This is a genomic window from Halopenitus persicus (assembly GCF_002355635.1).
Taxonomy (GTDB): domain Archaea; phylum Halobacteriota; class Halobacteria; order Halobacteriales; family Haloferacaceae; genus Halopenitus; species Halopenitus persicus_A.
The window spans coordinates 199,566-218,952 of record NZ_AP017558.1 but is presented as its reverse complement, the minus strand read 5'-3'; the positions used below and the strand labels follow the sequence as shown (position 1 = coordinate 218,952).

At 62.3% G+C, this 19,387-nt stretch carries 12 protein-coding genes and 3 pseudogenes; 7 read left to right on the top strand and 8 right to left on the bottom strand.

Features of this window, described 5'->3' with window-relative positions:
* Window positions 1–154: 154 nt before the first annotated feature.
* Complete coding sequence (gene asd, locus CPZ00_RS01040) at window positions 155–1,195, bottom strand: aspartate-semialdehyde dehydrogenase (protein ID WP_096388965.1); 1,041 nt, start codon at window positions 1,193–1,195, stop codon at window positions 155–157.
* A 240-nt stretch (window positions 1,196–1,435) separates the two neighbouring features.
* On the opposite strand from asd, the gene CPZ00_RS01035 reads away from it, so the two are divergent.
* The 3 genes and pseudogenes from CPZ00_RS01035 to CPZ00_RS01025 all read left to right on the top strand — a co-directional run bounded on the left by CPZ00_RS01035 (window position 1,436) and on the right by CPZ00_RS01025 (window position 5,488).
* The gene (locus CPZ00_RS01035) at window positions 1,436–3,130 is read left to right on the top strand and encodes a Na+/H+ antiporter NhaC family protein (RefSeq protein WP_096388964.1); all 1,695 of its coding nucleotides are present in this window, start codon (window positions 1,436–1,438) and stop codon (window positions 3,128–3,130) included.
* A 393-nt stretch (window positions 3,131–3,523) separates the two neighbouring features.
* Window positions 3,524–3,811: pseudogene (locus CPZ00_RS01030) on the top strand (zinc ribbon domain-containing protein); the annotation flags it as partial.
* Window positions 3,812–4,102: 291 nt separating this feature from the next.
* Window positions 4,103–5,488 (top strand): PAS domain-containing sensor histidine kinase, encoded by a 1,386-nt coding sequence (locus CPZ00_RS01025; protein WP_096388963.1) that lies wholly within the window; start codon window positions 4,103–4,105, stop codon window positions 5,486–5,488.
* A gap of 71 nt (window positions 5,489–5,559) precedes the next feature.
* Here CPZ00_RS01025 and CPZ00_RS16060 read toward each other — a convergent pair.
* Both CPZ00_RS16060 and CPZ00_RS16100 read right to left on the bottom strand, forming a co-directional pair.
* Window positions 5,560–5,718: pseudogene (locus CPZ00_RS16060) on the bottom strand (RNA-guided endonuclease TnpB family protein); the annotation flags it as partial.
* Between the two features lie 18 nt (window positions 5,719–5,736).
* A pseudogene (locus CPZ00_RS16100) lies at window positions 5,737–6,062 on the bottom strand (RNA-guided endonuclease TnpB family protein); the annotation flags it as partial.
* Between the two features lie 116 nt (window positions 6,063–6,178).
* Between CPZ00_RS16100 and CPZ00_RS01010 the strand changes: the two are divergent.
* Window positions 6,179–6,607, top strand: coding sequence for a universal stress protein (locus tag CPZ00_RS01010; RefSeq protein WP_096388962.1), 429 nt, complete (start codon window positions 6,179–6,181; stop codon window positions 6,605–6,607).
* 2 nt (window positions 6,608–6,609) lie between these two features.
* Here the strand turns inward: CPZ00_RS01010 and CPZ00_RS01005 are convergent, their stop codons facing one another.
* Together CPZ00_RS01005 and CPZ00_RS15695 are read right to left on the bottom strand one after the other, a co-directional pair.
* Window positions 6,610–7,815 carry an inorganic phosphate transporter gene (locus CPZ00_RS01005; protein ID WP_096388961.1) on the bottom strand — a complete coding sequence of 402 codons (1,206 nt, stop codon included), beginning with the start codon at window positions 7,813–7,815 and terminating at the stop codon, window positions 6,610–6,612.
* Window positions 7,816–7,967: 152 nt separating this feature from the next.
* Window positions 7,968–9,827 carry a potassium channel family protein gene (locus tag CPZ00_RS15695; protein WP_199243373.1) on the bottom strand — a complete coding sequence of 620 codons (1,860 nt, stop codon included), beginning with the start codon at window positions 9,825–9,827 and terminating at the stop codon, window positions 7,968–7,970.
* Window positions 9,828–10,425: 598 nt separating this feature from the next.
* Between CPZ00_RS15695 and CPZ00_RS00995 the strand changes: the two genes are divergently transcribed.
* Window positions 10,426–11,622, top strand: a complete 1,197-nt coding sequence (locus CPZ00_RS00995) for an orc1/cdc6 family replication initiation protein (protein ID WP_096388960.1) — start codon at window positions 10,426–10,428, stop codon at window positions 11,620–11,622.
* A 504-nt stretch (window positions 11,623–12,126) separates the two neighbouring features.
* Here CPZ00_RS00995 and CPZ00_RS00990 read toward each other — a convergent pair.
* Window positions 12,127–13,332 carry a TIGR04347 family pseudo-SAM/SPASM protein gene (locus tag CPZ00_RS00990; RefSeq protein ID WP_096388959.1) on the bottom strand — a complete coding sequence of 402 codons (1,206 nt, stop codon included), beginning with the start codon at window positions 13,330–13,332 and terminating at the stop codon, window positions 12,127–12,129.
* A complete protein-coding gene (locus tag CPZ00_RS00985; RefSeq protein ID WP_233255114.1) occupies window positions 13,329–13,814 on the bottom strand; it encodes an Htur_1727 family rSAM-partnered candidate RiPP in 486 nt (161 codons plus the stop codon). The genes CPZ00_RS00990 and CPZ00_RS00985 overlap by 4 nt, the downstream gene beginning before the upstream one ends.
* A gap of 119 nt (window positions 13,815–13,933) precedes the next feature.
* Between CPZ00_RS00985 and CPZ00_RS00980 the strand changes: the two genes are divergently transcribed.
* Complete coding sequence (locus CPZ00_RS00980; RefSeq protein WP_096388958.1) at window positions 13,934–15,064, top strand: TIGR04053 family radical SAM/SPASM domain-containing protein; 1,131 nt, start codon at window positions 13,934–13,936, stop codon at window positions 15,062–15,064.
* Between the two features lie 183 nt (window positions 15,065–15,247).
* Window positions 15,248–17,839 carry a PAS domain S-box protein gene (locus CPZ00_RS00975; protein ID WP_157744145.1) on the top strand — a complete coding sequence of 864 codons (2,592 nt, stop codon included), beginning with the start codon at window positions 15,248–15,250 and terminating at the stop codon, window positions 17,837–17,839.
* A gap of 185 nt (window positions 17,840–18,024) precedes the next feature.
* Here the strand turns inward: CPZ00_RS00975 and nirK are convergent, their stop codons facing one another.
* Entirely contained in the window at window positions 18,025–19,116 is a 1,092-nt protein-coding gene (gene nirK / locus CPZ00_RS00970; RefSeq protein ID WP_096388956.1) for a copper-containing nitrite reductase, read from the bottom strand.
* Window positions 19,117–19,387: the final 271 nt, after the last annotated feature.

Sequence of the window (19,387 nt, the reverse complement as noted above, 5' to 3'; positions counted from 1 at the left end):
CAGGGTCAAATGGGTCGAGACGCTCGAGGTCAAGTGGGTCGAGACGCTCCGCGTCTCGTCATCACGGAAATCGAACGTTTCCGAACGACCCCGAGACACTCGCCTTGCTCATCTGTAGACCGACTGGACCGCCGACGGACCAGCCCTGAAGCGTTCAGATCCAGCCCTCTTCAACCAACAGCTCGCCGTTAAGCAGCGACGCGCCCGCGGCGCCGCGGATGGTGTTGTGTGCGAGACAGTTGTACTTCACGCCGTCCGTGGTGGTTTGGACGCCGCCGGCGACGATCCCCATTCCGTCGGCGTAGGTGCGATCGAGACGGGGCTGTGGTCGCTCGGGCTCCGCATCGTCGAAGACCTTGATCAGCTGGTCCGGGGAGCTCGGGAGATCGGCGGCGGGCTGGTCGCGCATCGCCTCCCGGACGGCCTCGGGCGAGGGGTCCTCGGCGAGTTCGGCGAAGACGTTCTCCAGGTGGCCATCGAGCGTCGGGATCCGGTTACAGGAGGCTGCGACGTCGGCGTCGTGGAGGGAGATCTCGGCGCCGTCGAAGGAGCCGAGCAGCTTCCGGGATTCGGTCTCCATCTTTTCCTCCTCGCCGCCGATGTGCGGGATCGCGTTGTCGATGATCTCCATCGAGGTGACGCCGGAGTAGCCCGCCCCCGAAACCGCCTGCAGCGTCGCGATGTGTGCACCCTCGAGTCCGAACCGGTCGAGGGCCGCAAGCGTCGGGACCATCGTGATCGTCGAGCAGTTCGGGTTCTTCACGAGTGCGCCGTCCCAGCCGCGCTCGTCGCGCTGGACGTCGATCAGCCCGAGGTGGTCCGGGTTGATCTCGGGGATCGTCAGCGGAACGTCCTCGGCCATCCGGTCGTTCGAGGAGTTCGAGGAGACGACGTAGCCGGCCTCGAGGAACGGCGGTTCGACCGCCGCGGCGACGTCCGAGGGCAGCGACGAGAACAGGAGGTCGACGTCGTCCGGCACCGCTTTCGGGTCCGTGTCGACGACCTCCATCTCGGCGACGTCGTCCGGAATCGGGGTGTCAACGCGCCACTTGGCGGCCTCGCGGTACGTCTTCCCGGCGCTGGCCTCGCTCGCGGTGACCGCGGCGAGCTCGAAGGTCGGGTGATCGTCGAGCAGTTGGATGAATCGCTGTCCGACGGCGCCGGTGGCGCCGAGGATGCCGACTCGTACAGTCATTGCTGGGTGTGGGTCGTTCCCGCATAAGTGCGTTCGGATCCGCGGTGACGGTTCCGATCCACGACTTGCGTTCGAATCCGAATCGAGGGTCCGTCGTGGTGGCGGATCCGGAAGGGCGCCGATCCGTGGTGGTTCCCGGACGCCGGCAGTCCGCTTTGCCTGGTCGGTGGCCGTGTCACCGGGATCGGACTGCCGGTTTAGACAGGTTTTTAAGTGCCTTCCGAACGAACCGTTTCGGATATGGTCGAGTTCGGCGCCGCGTCACTGATCCCACCCGTGCTCGCGATCGCACTGGCGATCGTGACCCGAAAGGCAGTACTGTCGCTGTTCTTAGGCATCTGGTCCGGCGGCGTGATCCAGGCCGGTGGCCCGAACCTCCTCGGCGATCCCGTGGGGTGGCTCTCCGGCGTCGTGTCGGCCGGGTTCGGCTTCTTCCCGGCGTTCGACTGGATCATTGCGGCGATCGCCGGGGAGTTCCACGCGACGATCATCGTCTTCACGCTGCTTTTGGGCTCGGGCGTGGCGATGGTCTGGAACCTCGGCGGCTCCTACGCGATCCGCGATTGGGCCCTCAAGCGGCTCACGACCCAGCGAAAGGCCGGGGTCTCGATCGCCGTCCTCGGCGTGATCCTCTTTTTCGACGACTACGCCAACACGGCGATCGTCGGCAGCTCGATGAAGGACGTTTCGGACCGGTTGCGGATCTCCCGCGAGAAGCTCTCCTATCTCGTCGACTCGACCGCGGCACCCGTGGCGACGCTGGGGATCTCCTCGTGGGTCGCCTTCCAGCTGTCGCTCATCAGCGACGGCTACGAGGCCGCGGGCGTGAGTGACCATCCCCCGGTGTTCGAGGTGTTCGTGAACTCGATCCCGTTCAACATGTACGCGATCCTGGCGATCGTGATGGTGTTCATCATCGTGCTTTCGGGACGGGATTACGGGGAGATGCTCGCCGCGGAACACCGGTCCTGGGCCACGGGACGGGTCAACCGCGAGGAGGCGAGACCGATGCAGGACGTCGCCGCGGAGCTCGGCGAGCCGTCCGCGGCGAACCCGCGGCTCGTGAACTTTTTCGGTCCGGTCGCCGTGCTGATCGTCGTCACGCTCATCGGCGCGCTGTGGACCGGCGGATTCACCCTCGGCGGGTTCCTTGCGGACCCGACCGGCGCCCTCTGGGACGGCGTCACCAATGCCGCCTACGACAAGGCGCTGTTGTACGGCTCCTTCGCGATGGTCGTCACCGGGTTCGTTCTCGGGAAGGCGTACGGGATCTTCGGGCTCGGCGAGGCCACCGACACGACGATCGACGGGTTCGGCATTATGTTGACCGCGGTCTCCATTCTCTCGCTCGCGTGGGGGATCGGCGAGGTGGTGAGCGCGCTCGGCACCGGCGAGTACGTCGCGGGCATCGCCGAGGGCGTGGTGAATCCGGCGATCCTGCCGGCGCTCGTGGTGGTCATCGCGGCGTTTATGGCCTTCTCGACGGGGACCTCCTGGGGAACGATGGGCATTCTGACGCCGATCGTCATCCCCGTCGCGTGGTCGATCACCGGCGGCGGCGCCGCGGGCCACACCCTCGTGGCGGCGATGGTCGGCGCGATCTTCTCCGGGGCGATCTTCGGCGACCACACCTCGCCGATCTCCGACACGACCGTCCTCTCGGCGACGTTCACCGGCGCCGACCTCATCGACCACGTTCGGACGCAACTCTACTACGCGGGGACCGTCGGGATCGTTGCGATCGTCCTGCTGCTCGTGTGGGGATACGTCGGCATCTCGCCGCTCGTCCTGCTCCCGATCGGTGCGATCGGTCTCGTGGGGCTCGTCTACGGGCTCTCGGAGTTCGACGCGCGGCGTCGCGGCGTCTCGCCGATCGCCGCGAACGCACCGCGGGACGACGTCGAGGAGGCGGACCTCGGACCTGATGCCGACTGAGGACGGTCGTCCCGGAGTTCGGCAATAGAGTGACGATGGGGTGGTACGCGGACGCGGCGGACGTCTTAAGAGCGTGTGGTCGCTAGCGGAGGTACGCGCCTTTAGTCCCCGCCGGAGCATTCCCGACTGGGAGCGATGACCGAGCGGCGAACCCGGGCGCGGTACATACCAGTTCGGGCGCGATCGCGTTCGAACCGTCCGCCGGAACGCTTCCGGCCGCCCGGCACGAGGGTTTCCCGGTCGACACGGCATGCCGCCGGAGATGAGACCGGTCGTTAGTGTTCCGGGCGTACATTTCGGACTACCGGAGATACGTCTCTATCGCAGTAACGACATCCCTAACGAACTCGTCCGTGACCCGCCCCTGCCACGCCACTAGGTCTTCGATACGGGGTGAATGAGCGCGACACGAGTAAGACGTGTTGCGTCTGCGGTAGGAAAGACGAGAGTCAGCGTGTCGAACGCGGCCTGTACGTGTGTGCGGAACACGATGATGCGTTCAACGCTGATGTGAATGGGGCGGAGAACATCCGTCTCGACTTGAACCAAAGTAACTCCGAGTCTTCGGCCAGTGTGGACGAGGATAGGAGTACCGGCTGGTTGGCACAGCCCGGAGTCTACCTTCATGACTTGTCCAGTGGATTCCAACCGCAGGCACAAGTGGTAGACTGCAAACCCTAATATCCCAATCCAGCGGTGCGGTACCGTGGGATTCCCGCGTCTTCAGGCGCGGGAGGATGTCAACCAAGCCGTTGCGTTCAGAATTCTTGCTATCGTGGCAGATTCCGCTGTGATCGATTCTGTGAGGGAGCGAGGGAACGCCGCGCCAGCGGCGTTTCCGAGCGATGCCTCTCCGAAATTGGGGAATACAGGGCGCGTATCGATCGCGGACGGGTCGCAGAAACTCGTAGCGGCGGCAAAAAAACTATCCGGACAGGCATACACCTTTTTGAGATAGACGGAGGACAACTTATGAGTTCTCCCCCTCCCTCGACCGCCTTGCTTGACTATTCGCAGGACATCATCGTCTTACTCGATGACGACGGACGCTTCACCTACGCTAATGCGGCACTCAAGCGCCTGATCGGCTGGGAACCCAGCGATGTTCTGGGCACAGGTGCCTTCGATTACATCCATCCCGACGATGTTGGGGACGCACGGGACGCCTTCGAACGAGTGGTTGAAGCCGAGGGGTACGCCGAGGCAGTCGTCGAACATCGCTTCAGGACAACAGACGGCTCGTGGGCCTGGCTGGAAAGCCGCATGTCGAATCTCACTAACGAGCAGATTGACGGCTATGTTGTGAGTGCACGCCATATCACGGACCGGGTCGAAGCGGAGGCTGAAAGTCGCGAAACGGCGGCACGTCTCGGACAGCTCTCCAGAGCGACTCCGGATGTGCTGTGGTTATTCAACGGGGATTGGTCCGAATGCCTGTTCGTCAATCCCGCCTACGAGTCCCTCTATGGAGGATCGGCCGAGGAGCTTAAGCGTGACTCGACGGCCTTCTTCGACACGATCCATCCCTCGGACGTTCCCGTGGTGAAGGCTGCGATGGAGCGTCTTTCTAACGGCACCTTCCTCGACGTGGAATACCGGGTGAATCCGAACCGGAACTACAAAACGTGGGTCTGGGTACAGGGCATCCCGATCATTCAGAACGGCGAAGTCGTCCGAATCGCCGGCGTCACCAAGGATATTACGACCCGGAAACGACGTGAACGACAGCTCGGCGTGATGGATAATCTCCTCCGCCACAATCTGCGTAATGATCTGAACATCATCTTGGGAAACGCTGACCAGATCGAAGCGGAGTTTCCCGATACGGCCGACCGGACGAGAGTCATCCGCCGAACTGGTGAGGCGCTCCTCAAGACCGCCGAAAAACAACGTGAGATGGTGAACATACTGACGGACGACAGCGTGACCACGAGGGTCGCTCTCGACGAAGTAGTTTCGGACGCGGTCGAAGCGGTCAGACAGAGATTCCCCGACGCCCGTGTGACTGTCTACTGCCAGAACCGGTGTTTCGCGTCCGTACTGGACAAATTCCAGTATGCTATCATCGAACTCCTGGAGAACGCAATCATACACAACGAGAACGAGGTGCCGTCAGTGCACGTTACGCTTAATCAGGTCAATAAACAGACCATTTTGATCGTCGAGGACGATGCACCACCGATTCCGGAGATGGAGGCAAACGTACTCCGTGAAGACTATGAGATGACGGCAGTCTATCATAGCACGGGACTCGGTCTCTGGCTTGTGCACTGGATCGTCGAACTCTCCGGGGGATGGATTACTGTGGAGGCCGATTCTGAGGGCAATCACATCCGAATAGTAATACCGGAGACGTAGTTGTGGGTGTGTGAGTACCGAGATTGACGTCCTCCCCGCCTGAAGGGCGAGGATTCCCGAGCGGTGGGATATTAGGGTTTGCAACCCACCCGTGCCCTCGGGTGGACCGACCCAGTGGTTTGGTTGAACGGGGTGTCTACTAGCCGTGCCAACCGGCCATTACTCATATCCTCCGTGGGAGGATTCCGAGTTATCTTTCTGCGAATGTTCACCGCTCCGTTCACGCCCGCTTGATGCTCGCCCATCTAACACGCATCGTTCGTACACGTGAACGTCGCCTGTCGCGGGCGGTATCCTACCTCACCGCAGTATGGCACTCTTTCAAGGTGTCAAGCGGGCGTATCTGCGCGTGAGTTTGGCGAATACCCATCTGTGGAGATGCCGGTTCATGTACTATCCGTGGAGATGCCGGTTCATGTACTCGCCGTAGTCCATCGACTTCGCGGGTGACGCGGTGGAACACGTCGTCTATCTGGTTCCACACGTCGACTCCGAAGGACTCCGTGATACGCTCACTTCCGCGCGTCTGGAGTCGTCGTGTGGCTGTGAAGTAGGTTTTGCGGAGTCGACGGACGCAACCAGCGATAGTAGAGGCTCGGCCGGCGCGATCATCGGCCAGAACGGGAGTCACCCGACAAGCCCGCCCGTTCGCTCCGGGAAGGTGATATGGCAAGCCCCTCGATGTAACGTATGGAGCCCACACACGTGCTCGTCCCGCTTGACGGGTCGCCGTTGGCCGAGGAGGCCTTGGCTCACGCGCTCGAGGTGTTCGACTGTCGGATCACGGTCTTGAGCGTGGTCACCCCTGTCAGCAGTCGGATGAGCGAGAGCGGCCTCCTTGAACGGGAGGGACGACGACGGGAGAACGCCCGCGAACGTGCGACCGCAGTGCTCGAGGAGGCCACGAAGACGATCGACGAATCGGGCCGCGAGGTCGAGACGGTCGTCGAGGAGGGGGCACCGGCCGAGACCATCATTGCCTACGTCGAGGACGGCGACGTTGATCACGTCGTTATGGGTGGACACGGAGGCCCCACCGGCATCGCCTCGCGCCTCCTGGGCACGGTCGCCACCACGGTGGTTGCGGAGGCCCCGGTTACGGTGACGGTCGTCCGGTGAGCCTACTGGGCCAGGACCGGTGCGGCAACCTGGTAGAGTCCGTAGCCGATGGCGACCGAGCCGGCAAGCGTCAGCACCCAGAAGACCACCGTCGTGACGATCTTCCTTCGAGAGACCCCCGCGGAGCCACCCGCGAGGCCGCCGCCGATGATGCCCGAGAGGATGATGTTGTTGAAGGAGATGGGGATGCCGAGCAGGATGGCCGCCTGCGCGATGACGAATCCGGGAACCAGCGCCGCGATGGAGCGGCGGACGCCGAGCTGGGCGTACTCCCGGGAGGTGGCCTGCAGCAACCGAGGCGAGCCCATCCAAGCCCCGCCGAGGATGCCCACGGCCCCCAGCGCCAGCAGGACGATGCTCGGCAGGCCGAGTTCGACCCCGTAGAGGTTCTCCAAGGGCCCGGTGGCGAGGCCGACCTGGCTGCCGCCGCTGGAGAAGGCGACGATGCTCCCCAGCACGATGAGGAAGGTCTTGATGCCGCGATCGACCGAGGCGGCCGTCCTGCGGCGGATGAGATGGAAGCTCGCCGCCGCGACGACGAGGGTCGCGAGGATCGTCGCCACGTCCACGCCAGCCACGGCGGGTGTCGGGACCACGCCCGAGACGAGACCGGCGAGCGAGCCCTGTGCCGCTCCCGTCGGCGAGGGGAGGATACTCAGCCGGATGTTCGCGACGATGGCTCCCACCAGCGCGGCTAGCAGCGGGATGCTTAGCGTCTCCGGGACGTCATCGTGGCGCAACAACGTGGCCGTGGCGTAGGCCAAGCTGCCGGACACGGGCGGCACGAGCACCCAGAAGGTGGCGATCTGCGTGTAGGTGGCGACCGCCGGCGTCCCACCCAGGGACAGCCCGACGCCGATCATCGCGCCGGTGGTTGCGAACGCCGCGGGAACCGGATAGCCGCTGTAGATGCCGAACGCCATAAATCCGGTCGCGGTTAAGAGTCCGACCGTCGCCGCAAGGGACGTGATGGCAACGCCGTTGATGAGGCCGGAGCCGACCGTTTCGGAGATGCTCCCGCCCTGCGTGAGCGCACCGAGTGCGGCGAGGATGCCGATGGCGAAGGCCGCCTTCATCGTCGAGATGGCGTTGGCCCCGATGGCCGGGGCAAACGGCGGCGAGTTGCTGTTGGCGCCGAGCGTCCACGCCGTCCCGAGACTCACCACCGTCGCCACCACGATCAGCAGCCAGAAGACGACGCCGCTCACTGCCGGCTCCCGACTGATGATGGCGACGCAGTTCGCGTGTCAGTCATCGACCGTGTTTCGATGCTAGTCAGTAAAAGGATTCCTGCAGGTGGCGGCGACTCGGTTCACGATGGTGGCGGCGACTCGGTTCACGATGGTGGCGGCGACTCGGTTCACGATGGTGGCGGCGACTCGTCGAACTCCCGCTCGAACCGTATCACGTCGTCGTCGGTCCCGACGAGTATCAACTCGTCATTCGACTGGATCTCAAACGTGTGGGGATCGAACCCATGTATCGTCGCTCCGCCGCGTACGACGGCGACGATCGTACAGCCGGTTCGTCCCCGGACGTTCGCGCCCGCGATCGTCGATCCGCCGAGCGAACTGGCCGGCAGCCGTACCACGTTGATGCGCTTGTCGTAGGTGAGGACTTCTTCGTCCTCGAACACGGTTGAGGCTAACATCCGACCGCTGACGGTCGCCAACGACTGCACGTAATCGGCACCGGCTCGATACAGTTTCTCGACGTTCGCGTCGTCGTTGGCTCGAACGACGATGTCGAGGTCGGGATTCAGCTCCCGCGCGATCAGCGTCGTAAAGATCGCAGTCGTATCGTCGCCGATCGTGAGGACCAACACCGACGCCTCGGTGATCCCGGCTGCCTCGAGGACCGTCGGGTCCCGGGCATCACCGACGACGTCCACCACGTCATCCTCGAGGTCCACCGCATCAGTCGTCTCCACGGCACCACTCGTCGTGGTTGAAACCGACGATGTCTCGTCCGCACGACGAGCCGATCCACCTGCTTCCGTTTCGTCCGCTTCCGTTTCGTCCGCTTCCGTTTCGTCCGCTTCCGTACTCGATCGGTCCGCTTCCGTACTCGATCGGTCCGCTCCGATTGCCGATCCACGCGATCCCGATGCCTCGGCGTCAAGAACGGTCACACGCGATCTCGTACGGGCGAGCGCCTCGTACGCTGCCCGTCCTGAATCGCCGTACCCGACGAGGAGGATGCGCTGGGATGGGAAGGTTCGAACCGCGGCTGCAGTCGCCTCTCGAAACGTCTCGATCCGGTCCGGTGCGCCGACGACGAGCAGTTGCGTTCCGGCGTCGAGTCGCATCTCCGGGTCGATCGGCGTCTCGAAGTCGGTCCCGATCCACGCGCCGATCACGTTCACGCCGAACCGCTCGCGGACGCGTATCTCCTTGAACTGACGGCCACAGACGTGACTCTCCGCGGCAACGGTTACCTCGATGAGTTCGAAGTCCTCGCCCAGCGTCACGCCGTCGGCGACGTCGGTCGCGACAGCGGTCGGTATCTCGTCGATGAGGCTCCGTCCCAGAAGCTGTCGCGGCGAGAGCACCTCGTCCGCGCCCGCGGCGCGGTGATAGCGGGCCAGGTCAATATCCGTCACGAGCGTGATCGCCCGGACGTCCGGGTTCGCGTCGCGAGCCGCCAACACGATGCTGGCGTTCGCGTCGTCGGTTGAATCCGCGACCACCGTTCGTGCGGTCCCGATCCCGGCGTTCTCGAGCGCGGCCGTCGATTCCGGATCGCCGTGGATCACCCGGTATCCCTCGTCGTGTAGTTCGCGTGCCGTTTCCGCATCGGGCTCAACGAGCGCGTACGCGCGTCCACGAGCCTTCAACTCGGTGATGAACGCTTCCGTCCGCGCGGTGTATGCACAGATCACGACGTGTCCGGGGCCGACATCGATCGATTCCGGAGGTGTCGGGGTGAGAGCCCCCCGCAACCACGGCACCGCGAAGACGTCCACGCCCGTGAGTATCAGTCCGATTCCGGCGAGCTGCATCGTGATCACGAGCACGTTCATCTGCAGCGACTGCCACGGCGAGTCCTCCCCGTACCCGGTGGTCGTGAAGCTTTGTATCACTACCTCGAGCGATCGATAGAGGGGTTGGGGACGACCCTCCCAAACCGCCATCCCGGTATTGTACAGGAGGGTGAACAGGACGGTCGTGGCCACCACCAGCGCCAGGTAGAACGCCGTCCGTCGCGTACGCAGCACCATACGTGCACCCGTTTGGCGGGCAGGTATGAAGGTCCACGGATCACCCTCACTGACGGAGCCTATGGATTCGCTTTCGGAGTCCACGAGACTTCGTGACCCGAGTCAGACAACGGTGGACGGTGTGAGTGGGGGAGAGTGAGAGTACGTTTCGTGTGCTTTCGGCGGTGAGGGTGGGGGTGGGGGTGGGGGTGTGGAGGATGGGATAGGGTGGAATGAGATGGGATGAGAAGGAAATGGTTGGAAGGGTTGGGATAGGATGGAATGAGATAGGATGAGAAGGAAATGGTTGGAAGGGATGGAGCGGGGGAGGAAATGGAACAGACAGGAGACGGCCTCGGAACCGAGAAGCGATCGTGGCGTGTATATCGTTGGATTCATGGTTCTATCGGAGTGAGAGAGTACGTTTCGTGTGCTTTTTCGAGAGATGACCGACCCATTCGATGCCGGAATCGGGGGATGTCACGATGTCACACTCGATCTCATCGCAGCTTTCGTGACTTGATGGCCGAGGGTTCAAAGCAAACGAAACAAACGAAAGTAGGTTTTAAGTATTAGTGGACGGAACGCCGGTACAGGTATGGGAGGACTGCGGATATAGATGGGTGGACCGTTCAGCGATCTCACGGAGACCATCTTCGCGGACAAGTCCGTGCTCAACGAGAGCTATCAGCCGGAGGAGATCCTCGAACGCGACGAGGAGATCGAGGCGTTCAGTCACGCGCTGCAGGACGTGTTGTTCGGTCGCGAGCCCGAGAACCTCTTTTTATACGGGAAGGCCGGCCTCGGGAAGACGGCCGTGACGAAGTATATGATGGACGAGCTGCAGTCGGAGGTCGCGGTCCGTGAGGAGGCGAACGACCTCCACGTTCACCAGGTCAACTGCAACGGCAAGACGCTGTTTATGGTCGTCCGACGATTGGTCAACGATCTGCTCCCGGAGGACGCAAGCGAGTTTCCGAAGCGTGGGCTCGGGACCGGCGATGCCTTCGACGAACTCTACGCACAGCTGGATCGGCTCGGCGGGACCCACCTCATCGTCTTCGACGAGATCGACCATTTGGATGACGTGAACACTCTCTTATACGAGCTGCCGCGAGCCCGGTCGAACGGACACCTCACCGAGTCGCTGGTCGGGATCATCGGGATCAGCAACAACTACACCTTCCGTCAGTCGTTGTCATCGAAGGTCAAGGACACGCTGATGGAGACGGAGATCTCCTTCAGCCCGTACGATGCCGGGGAGTTACGACGGATCCTTCGTGACCGTGCGGATCGCGCCTTCATCGACGGGGCATGTGACGACTCCGCGATCGCGAAGGCGGCCGCCCTCTCGGCACAGGACATGGGTAACGCTCGACAGGCGATCGACCTGCTTCGCGTCGGCGCCGAGGTCGCCGAGCGACAGGGTAACGAGATCGTTTCCGACGATCACATCGAGGATGCGCGGACGCTCGTCCAGCGTGGACGGCTCCGGAACAAGATCCGGGATCAGACTGAACACGCCCAGTACATCCTCGAGACGATCGCGAAGCTCGATAAGCGCGGCGACGTTCCGGCGCGTTCGAAGACGATCCAGGACGGCTACGAGCAGGTCGCCGAGGCGTATGGCGTCTCCCCGCTCACGACGCTGAAAAGCATACAGGATCACCTCTCGGATCTCCATATGCTCGGGTTCCTCCTTCGGCACGAGCGTAACTATGGCTTAAAAGGGGGACAGTACTACGAGTACGAGCTCGACCTCGATCCCGACATCGTTCTCGAGACGCGCGAGGAGATCCTCGCAGCGGCGGATTGAGGCTGAAACGACCGTTGGAGAGAGCTGATACACTCTCCCTGACGTCAATTATATATCTTACTCTTGAGGAAAGTAATGCCACATAGGAGGCCCTTTCCGTCATATGATGTGTTATAATTTATATAAATTCCATTAATATAAATACTAATAATACTTTCGAACGGTATACTTGTCCCATTTTTCATTCTACTTCCATACCTACGCAACCCCTCTCTGCCCACCTCATCTCTGCCCACCTCACACCACACTCCCACACCACACTCTCACCCCACACTCCCACACCACACTCTCACCCCACACCCTCACACCATACCCCCACCCCCACCCTTACCGCCGAAAGCACACGAAACGTACTCTCACTCTCCCCCTCCACCCCCGTTCTCGCTTCCCCACCCTCACCACCACCCCATCCACCCCACACCCTCTCCGCCGAAAGCACACGAAACGTACTCTCTCACTCAAAAGTCACCCCTCTTTTCCCCGTCACCCCGCCACCGACACGGGTCAGTCCGCCGGCGTTGGACTCGCCGACACGCCGATCTCCTCGTCGGTGAGATAACACTGCGGATCCGGCGCGAACAGGTCCTCGTGGACGGTCATCGCCCGCAACCGCGACCCTCCGCGGCAGACGTCCTGGTACCGACACTCGCGGCAGCGTCCGCGGAGCCGGTCCTCCCGGTTTCGGAGCGCGTTCAACAGCGGGTTGCTCGCGTCGCGCCAGATCGCGCCGAAGGGCCGATCGCGGACGTTGCCCGGGCTGTACCCCTGCCAGAACTGCGTGAGGTGGACGTTCCCGACCGGATCGACGTCGGCGATCCGCTCCCCGGCGGGATCGCCGCCGTTTCGCTTGAGGGCTGCCTGGATCCGGTCGGCCGTCTCCGGCCCGAGCTCGCGGCGGGCGTATTCGACGAGGTAACCGGCGTCGGCGTAGTTGCCAACGAGCAGCGTCTCGATCTTCTCGCCGGCGGCGTGATACTCGCGGGTGAGGTCACACAGTCGCCGGACCGCGTCCCGCTTTTCGGCCGGCGAGAGGTCGGCATCCACGATCTCCTTGCCGCGACCGCCGTAATCGAGGTGGTAAAAACAGAAGCGGTCGACGCCGACGTCGGTCAGCAGGTCGATCACGCCCTCGAGGTCGGCGGCGTTCCGGTCGGTGATCGTGTATCGAAGCCCCGTCTTGAGGCCGACCTCGAGACACCCCTCGATCCCCCGGATCGCGGCGTCGAAGGCGCCCTCCTTGCCGCGGAACGCGTCGTTCCGCTCGGGCAGTCCGTCGACCGACACGCCGGCGTACTGCAGGCCGGCGTCCTTCAGTTCCGCCGCCTTCTCCTCGGTCAACAACGTGCCGTTCGTCGAGAGCACCGGTCGGATCCCGGCGTCGACGGCGTGTGCCACCAGCTCCGGCAAGTCCTCGCGCACCAGCGGCTCGCCCCCCGAAAACAGGACGACCGGCACGCCGAACTCGCCCAGCTGGTCGAGCAGCGCCTTCCCCTCCGCCGTCGACAGTTCGCCGGGCACGCCCTCGGTGTCCGCGGAGGCGTAACAGTGGTCACAGTAGAGGTTACACCGCTTCGTCGTGTTCCAGACGACGACCGGCCGCTGCTGCTTGCGTTCGGTGATCTGCTCGACGCTCGAGTCCGCCGCGGCGTCGTACCGGAGTCCGTCGCTTTCCGCGTCCAGCCCACACAGCAGCTTGCTGATCGAGATCACTCGCGATCGCCCCCGTTCGTGGCTTGCGAAGCCAGGTTCTTTCCCCTCTCTTTGCCTCCGAATCTCACGTTCGGGGTTCCCTCCGTCTCCTCGTACACGCGCGGTTCGGATCGTGTTCCGGCACGCGATCCTCCTTCCGATGCGTCACCCGCCACCTCGTCCGACGTCTCCTGGTCTTCATACTCGGACCCAAGGGTCTCCGACGAATACCGATACGTCTCGTCGGATGGGCACACCCAGAGATCCCGGGCGTACCACGCGAACAGCGTGCTCGCCTCCTCGTGTGCGACCTCCGGCGACGGCGCCGTGATCGTCCCGACGTGGGTCATCGGCTCATCGGCGTCCTCGCGAACGAACACCTCCCAGCGTCGCTCGGTCGTCGCCCGGGGAGCGGCCTCCGCGGTGCGGGTCGCCGTCTCGATCGAGGCGGGCCGTTCATCCTCGATCGGGGCATCATCCATCGGAGTCTCGTCATCGGCCATAGCGGGTCGTTCGTGACGGTCGCTAAACCGACGTCCGGCCGTTCCCACCGGCTGGTAACGTCGCCCGAACGAGTTCGGTCGAGGACCCTTGTCCGTCGGTTCCCAACCTCGCGTAACGGATGTTCGACCACATCGACACCGACCGACGACCGGTCGTCCTCATCTGGGAGGTGACGCAGGCGTGTGCACTCGCCTGCCGGCACTGTCGGGCCGACGCCCAGCCTGCCCGGCATCCCGACGAGCTCACCACCGCGGAGGGGAAGCGCCTCCTCGAGGACGCCGCCAACTTCGGCGAGAACCAGCTCGTCGTCCTCTCCGGCGGCGACCCGCTCACCCGGCCCGACCTCCTCGAACTCGCCGCCTACGGGGACGACCTGGGCCTCCGGATGACGATCACGCCCAGCGGCACGCGCTCGCTCACCCCGGATCGCGTCGCCGATCTGTCCGACGCCGGGATCCGGCGGATGGCGCTCAGCCTCGACGGCGCCACCGCCGAGACCCACGACGCGTTCCGCGGCGAGGCGAGCTTCGCGGACACGGTCGCCGCCGCGGAGGCCGCCGCCGACGTCGGCCTCCCGTTACAGATCAACACGACCGTCTGCGCCGACACCGTCGAGGAACTGCCCGCGATCCGCGACCGCGTTCGGGACCTCGGCGCCGTCCTCTGGAGCGTCTTCTTCCTCGTCCCGGTCGGTCGTGGCCGCGTCCTCGACCCGATCGCTCCGGACCGCGCCGAGGCCGTGATGGAGTGGCTCCAGACGGTCGCCGACGAGGACCGATTTGGCGTGAAGACGACCGAGGCGCCCTTCTACCGGCGGGTCGGACTCCAACGGACGGCCGGCGACGCCGACGAAACGAACACCGAGGCGTCCCCCCGCCGTGCCGGCATCACGGCGGGCCGTGGATTCGCGTTCGTGAGCCACACCGGCGAGGTGTACCCCTCGGGATTCCTGCCCGAGTCCGCCGGCAACGTTCGGGACCGGTCGGTCGTCGACGTCTACCGGAACGCCGACCTCTTCGAGGACCTCCGTGACCCGGACGCCTACCGCGGCAAATGCGGCGCCTGCGAGTTCCGACACGTCTGCGGGGGAAGTCGATCGCGCGCGTACGCGACGACCGGCGATCCCCTCGCAAGCGACCCCCTCTGTCCGTACGTCCCCGAGGAGTACGATGGGCCACTCCCGGAGGGAGTCGACGAGCTCCCGTCGGGGGATGTCCGGGAATCCCGCTCCGACGTTGCCGCGTTCTAGTCCGACACCCCTCCTCGCGGGGTCGCCGGAACCGATTCGTGAATCGCCTTGAAGCCAAATCCGGGACGTGCCATTCCACCCCACCTAAGAGACACAGCGCGAATCTTGCAGAATCGATTTTTCGGAGATAATTGAATGGTACTCCATAACATACTTGCCTGCCGTACGTATACAGGGGAACGTATGGACGAGCGGGACAGTAGAAAAGCCGGCAGAGTTCGGATTCTCCACGTTGACGACGATCAGGACTTTGCGGAGTTGTCGGCGACGTTTCTCGAACGCGAAAATAGCCAATTCGAGGTCCAGACCGCAACCAATGCCAGCGAGGGATTTGTCCAGCTCACCGAGAGAAGTTTTGATTGTGTCGTCTCGGATTATGATATGCCCGGACAGAATGGCCTCGAATTCCTCGAAACCGTTCGAGAGGCTCATCCAAATCTCCCATTTATCATCTATACCGGCAAAGGTTCCGAGGAGATTGCGAGCGACGCCATCTCAGCGGGTGTGACAGACTACCTACAAAAAGAAGGTGGTACAAGTCAATATACTGTTCTCTCGAATCGTATCAGTAACGCCGTCGAGAACTACTACGCCCAGAAGAAACTCGTTGACAGAGAACAGCGGCTTAACCTATTCTTCGAGGAGTCACCACTCGGCGCAATCGAATGGGATGAGAACTTCACTTTTGTGCGATTAAACGACACTGCCGAAGAAATCCTCGGGTTCTCCGAGCACGAACTGGTCGGGGAATCGTGGGAACGGATCGTTCCGGAATCCGATATTGACTCCGTCGATGAGGTCGTCTCCGACCTGCTCGAAAACGAGGGCGGCTATCGGCGTGTGAATGAGAACGTTCGAAATGATGGGCAAAGAATCATTTGCGAGTGGCACAATCGTGCCGTTACCGACGAGAACGGCGACGTGTTGACCGTCTTCTCAAAATTTCAGGACATCACCGAACGTCGCCGGCAAACACAACAGTTGGAAACACTCATCGACAACATCCCCGGGATCGTCTACAGATGTAAGAACGAACGCGGCTGGCCCATAGAACAGGTACGTGGGAATGTTGAAGGAATGACTGGGTACTCCGCGAGCAAGATAGTCTCCACGCACAAATTCTATGGCGAGGAGATCGTTCATCCAGCGGATAGAGACGATGTGTGGGACAACATCCAAGACGCCGTTTCCGCGGACAGCCCATATGAACTCACCTACCGGATCACCAACGACGGTGGGAATACCAAATGGGTGTGGGAGCGTGGGCGAGTCGTCAATTCAACCGCGGAGGGTACCGAGATATTGGAGGGATTGATCACTGATATTACGGAACGGGAGCGAATTCGGCGAGAACTCAACGAGGAACGTGAGTTTATCGATCAGGCCCTCGATGCGCTCGAAGAGGTATTCTATGTGGTAGACACCGATGGAGAATTGGAGAGATGGAACCGCCGCGTGAGAGAGGTGCCAGGCTACACTGACGACGAGATCGCCGATATGCAGGCACTCGATTTCTTCCCTGCTTCTGAACAGCTACCCGTCTCTCGTGCGATCGACGAAACACTCGCGAGCGGATCTAGCGTTATTGAAACGGAAATTCTCACGAAGAGCGGCAACCGAATCCCGTACGAGCTGACGGGAGCTCGACTGACGGATGTGGACGGTAATGTAACTGGGTTGGTCGGAATTGGCCGTGATATCACGGATCGTCTCCAACGCGAGCGTGAGCTTCGCGAGGAACGAAATAAATACGAGACCGTCGTGGAACAAAGCCACGATGCCATCGCGATTCACCAGGATGGAGTATTTGTCTACGCGAATCCGCGATGTCAGGAACTACTCGGCTATGACGAAGACGAACTCATTGGGAAATCATTCTTGGAGATAACTCCCACGGAACACCGGGAACAGATCCATGAACGGTACGAACAGCGGCTTGATACTGATGCATCTGATCCACCATCACGGTACGAATCGGAGTTCATCACCAAAGATGGTACTATTCGACTGGCCGAAATAAGCGCCGCACCCATCGAATTCGAAGGTGAGCCCGCAGATCTCGTCGCCGTCCGGGATATTACCGAACGAAAGAATTACGAGAAGCAATTGAAGGATACGACGGCGGAGCTCGAGGCGTTGAATCGCGTCGTCCGACACGATATTCGGAACGATATGAGCGTCATCCTTGGGTGGGCAGAACTACTCAACGACCACGTTGACGAGGAGGGCCAGAACTACCTTCGTCGAATTCTCACCAGCGGGACACATATTGTCGAACTAACTGAGATAGCACGAGATTACGTTGAATCCCTCACCAGTGAGGATGAACTCGACGTATATCCGGTATCTCTGCGTCCGATACTCGAAAGCGAGATCGATATCAGGCGTGAATCGCACCCAGAGGCAACATTCGTTATTGATACGGATATTCCCGATAGTGAGGTCAGAGCCAACGAAATGCTTGGGTCCGTCTTCCGAAACATTCTGAATAATGCGATCCAGCATAACGATGAAGATGAACCGCTCGTGACGGTTTCGTGCGAAGCCCGTGACGACGACGTATTCGTACGTATCGCCGACAACGGACCTGGAATCCCGGATGCGCAGAAATCGTCCATCTTCGGGAAGGGTCAAAAAGGGCTTGACAGTCCGGGAACGGGTATTGGTCTCTATCTCGTCGAATCGTTGATCACCCAGTATGGCGGTGAGGTCTGGGTCGAAGACAATGATCCAAAGGGCGCGATATTCAACATCTCGATACCTGCTGTCACGTGATTCGGTGTCATAATTTTGAGGCGACTCGACGGAGGTTCGTCGTTACACTCGCGTTCCGGATATTGAAAGAGATCAGCAACTGGTTAGCTATCGATCCGACGGTCGGTCAGATATCAGTACAACGACGGGTTAGTCAGCCCGAAGACTGACCGGCCGAGCCGCGGAGCCGAGACCCCGACCGGACGTTACGGGTCCGGGTTGAATATCTCGGGCTCCTCCTCGCCCTCGACCTGGATGACGCCGAGCATTCCCTTCCGGGCGACCCGCGAGAGCGCGTGGTCGACCAGCTTGATCGGGCCGGGAACCGGGGTGTCGATCTCGGCCGCCGCGACCGTCCCTGGCGCGACCGGCGTGGTCTCGACGTACCGTGCGGGGTCCGAGACGAGGTCGCCGTCGCGGTAGAGGCTCTCCCAGACGTTCCCGATCGCGTGCCAGGAGCACATCAGGTTCGGCCCACCGACGGAGTGGAAGATCCGGACGCGCTCGCCCTTCTGGACCGTCACCGGTCCGTAGCCATCGCCGGTGAAGGCGTACGCCTCGCCGTTGAGGCAGACGTAGGTCGGCTCCTCGGCAGCCATCGCGTCCATATCGAACGCGTGGTGGCCCTTCTCGCCGGTCTCGCCGGTCGTGTAGAGCTCGTGCTGGCCGAAGTAGAGCTCGCGATCGACCTCCGGCAGGCCGTCCTCGGGCTCCACGAGGATCGCGCCGAACATCCCGGCGCTGATGTGGTGGTCCATGTTTGGGACCGCACAGTGGTAGATGAACACGCCGGGGTAGGTCGCCGTGAACTGTATCTCGGCGCTCTCGCCGGGGGCGATCGTCGTGTCGTCGGCGCCGCCGCCCGGCCCGTAGACCGCGTGGAAGTCGATGTTGTGCGGGAGACTGTTCCCCTCGTCGCTCGTGAGCCGGAGCGTCACGGTGTCGCCGCGCCGCACGCGGATCATCGGACCGGGAACGCGGTCGTTGAACGTCATGTAATCGAACGTGACGCCCGGCTCGATCTCGGCGACGCGTTCGGTCGTTTCCAGCTCGATCTCGTGGTGGCGCGGCTCGGTCCAGTCGACCGGGTCCGGAAGGTCGGTCGGATCCGCCGCGATCCGGTCGAGGTCGACCGACTTCGCGGGATCGAGTCCGCCACCGCTCGCCGCCGGAGTCGTCTGCGCCTGGGCGCCCGCATCCGCACGGGGTGCACCGAGACAGCCCGCGGTCAACACCGCTGCACCGGCACCGGCCGCCTTCATGAACGTCCGCCGTGGGATACTGCGTGATTGGGACATTGGGTCTCTCTCCATTTGAGCATATGTGCATCATATACTTCAAGAGGTAATGGAATTCCAATTTATTGGCGACGGTGATCGAACATGTCCGTACCGTAGTATATAAATGAAGATTCAATCTCGTGACTCCACGTTCGTCGTCCCGGATCCGCCGTTCTTCCCGCCCCTGCTGACCGGGACCCTCGATCGTAGCGACTGGACGTTCCGATCGCGACGAATCGGTCCGGTTCGTCACTCGGTCCCGATCGTCTCCCGGCCCGGATCGTCTCCC